Below are 2800 nucleotides of genomic sequence, written 5' to 3' on the forward strand. Positions count from 1 at the left end.
GGGCAGCACCGAGGCTAAAGAGTTCCCAGCCCGGTTGAATCCGGTACGGATAGTTTTCCAGCCATTTACTGGCTGCCAGCCAGGCAAGTGGCAGAGAAATAAGGAGGGAAATCACCACCAGCAGCAGAAAATCTCTTGATAAGATCGTAGCTACCTGCTGAACGGATGCTCCCAGTACTTTCCGGATCCCGATTTCTTTGGTTCGCTTTTCTGTAGATAACACGGCTAATCCGAACAAGCCGATACAGGAAATAAAAATTGTGATCACGGCGCTGAAGAGCATGATCTGCTTCCAGCGGTTTTCCGCCTCATAATTGTGCAGGTTGGCCTCGTCCATGAACTGGTAAGAATAGGGATCGTAGGGGAATACCGCTTTAAATGCTTTTTCGATATGTGCCAGGGCGGCGGTTGCCGAACCGGGAGCTATTTTGATCAGGGAAAGTCCGTATTGATTTTCAGGATTCATCGTGAACAACTGCGGCCCGATTTTCTGTTGCAAGGCTTCGTAGTGATAATCTTTTACCACTCCGATAACGGTGTATTTTTTTTCGTTATACCAGAAATCTACTTCTTTTCCAAGGGGGTCGGTCCACCCTGCTTCTTTTGCAAATGTTTCATTTACCAGCACAGATCTGGTAGAATCGGTGGGCAGATCTGCGGAAAAATTACGACCGGCTTTCAATTGTATATGAAGCAGGGGCAGGTAATTAACGCCAACCGATTCATAGGCAAACTGGATTTGTTGCTCACCATTTACTTTAGCTCTTGTGCCCCAGGAGCCGCCGTTTTTGAAGGCTACGTCAACGATCGAAGGGTGCTGTTTTAATTGGTTCCTTAATAAAGCCGCCTTACTATGGCTCATGCGCCAGTTATTTACCAGTACCAGGTTGGTTTCATCCACGCCTGTTTCAACTGTTGTGAGGTAATTGAACTGAGAATAAATGGTAAGGGTGGCAATAATGAGGAAAGAAGCCAGAGCAAACTGGATTACCACCAGGGATTTCTGGAGATAGTTTTTTCCTGCCAGATTAAACCGGTTGTAAAGGGTTTTAACCGGGTCATAACCCGATAATACCATGGCAGGATAAAAGCCTGCAAGAAAGGCGGTGAGTAAAAACAAGCCGATGAAGCCGGCTACCAGTTTTAGGTCGAGCAGGTAGGTGAGTGATAAGGCTTTATTGGCAACCTGGTTGAAAAAGCCCAGTAAACTCTGTGACAAAACCAGGGCAAGTAAAAAGGATAAAAAACAAAGTAATACGGATTCTCCCAGGAACTGAACGATGAGCTGGCCGCGATTGCCGCCCACCACTTTCCGGATACCGATTTCTTTAGCACGTTTTACGGAGCGGGCTACGGTAAGGTTTACAAAATTGATACAGGCAATCAGCAGAATAAACAATGCAATTCCAGTAAGGATATACGAATACATTGGGTTGCTGGCACCGCTTAGTCCATTTTCAGCACCAAGATCTTTACTCAGGTGGATATCTGCAAAAGGCTGTAGCCCGTTTTGGGTTTGCAGTTTTACGCCATATTTTTTAGAAAGTTCCTGCATAATAGGCGTTGCTTCCTTATCAAATACGGCCTGGATTTTTTTCTCTACTACGGCTTTATCGGCATTGGGATGTAGTACTACGAATGTATTGAGGAAGAAATTAAACCAGTTTTCCTGGTTGGCTTCGTCCTCGGGCGTTACCTGGATCGGTAATAAGAGATCAAATTTTATGGTAGAGTTCTGGGGGCAGTTTTTTGCTACAGCTGTTACGATATAGGGTTCAAATTTATCGTCTTCCTCTTTGATAAGGAGGTCTTTTCCCAGGGCGTCGACGGTGCCAAACTGTTCCATTGCCAATTTTTCCGAGATAACAGCCGCTCTTTTTTGCTTCAGTGCGGTCGTTGCATTTCCGCTTAACAGGGGGAAGCTGAACATTTGTAGAAATACGGAATCGGTATAAAAGACTTCCTGTGATTTTATATCCGCTTGTTTTTTTATATCTACATTTCGTTGCTGGTAACGGGAGAAATATTTTATTTCCGGAACGGAGGCAGCAAAACGGGGACCCTGGAAATAACCGGTGATACCGCTTTTCCTGGTTTCGTTGGTTTCTTCGTTTTTGCTGATATTATAAAGTCGGTAGGTATGCTGCAGCTGGGTATGAAAGCGATCATAGCTGACTTCATCTTTCACATAAAGTAAGATGAGGATGGCGGCTGCCAGTCCGAAACTCAATCCCAGAATATTGATCAGGGAATAAACCTTATTGCGTCGAAGGTTTCGCAGTGTTATGAGCAGGTAATTTCGAATCATAGAAGAACCTGGGCAAGCCCGATGCCAATTAATAACAGGTTGATTTTCAATACCCTGATTCTTATGCCTGATCGTCTACTGTTCGAAAACGGACATTTTTACGTTCGGTAATGAACGGTTAGGCGTCAGACAGGTGTTAGAACTGTGTTCTAACACCTGTCTGACGCCTATAGATTCGCTGCAACCCGGGCAAGGCCTGCAATTTTTCCTGGCCCGCAGCCGTAACATTGGTCTCTGATATATTCAACGCTTCCAGATGATGCAGCGAGCCCAAAAGCAGGTACAAACTATCCCCTACCGGATTCTTATCCAACCGCAGTTTTTCCAGGTTGGTGCAAGCTGATATACCCGCTAACTGCTGCTCTCGCAGGTTATTCGACGACAAGTTTAACCAAAGCACATGTTTTGCCAGCCGGCCAAATGCCTGCCCCCCGGAAAGCCAGGCTGCCTGGTTAGCAGGCGGAACAGTTATATCCAATAATACCGGATCAT

At 45.6% G+C, this 2800-nt stretch carries 2 protein-coding genes; both read right to left on the reverse strand.

The features are described from left to right. Positions 1 to 2308: ABC transporter permease (locus A1D16_RS01425; protein ID WP_290707025.1), on the reverse strand; the 2308-nt coding region annotated here is incomplete at its 3' end. A 136-nt stretch (positions 2309 to 2444) separates the two neighbouring features. Further along, positions 2445 to 2800 (reverse strand): hypothetical protein (locus A1D16_RS01430; protein WP_290707027.1); only part of this gene is annotated, 356 nt, incomplete at its 5' end.

Source organism: Flavihumibacter sp. CACIAM 22H1 (assembly GCF_001601815.1).
Classification (GTDB): domain Bacteria; phylum Bacteroidota; class Bacteroidia; order Chitinophagales; family Chitinophagaceae; genus Flavihumibacter.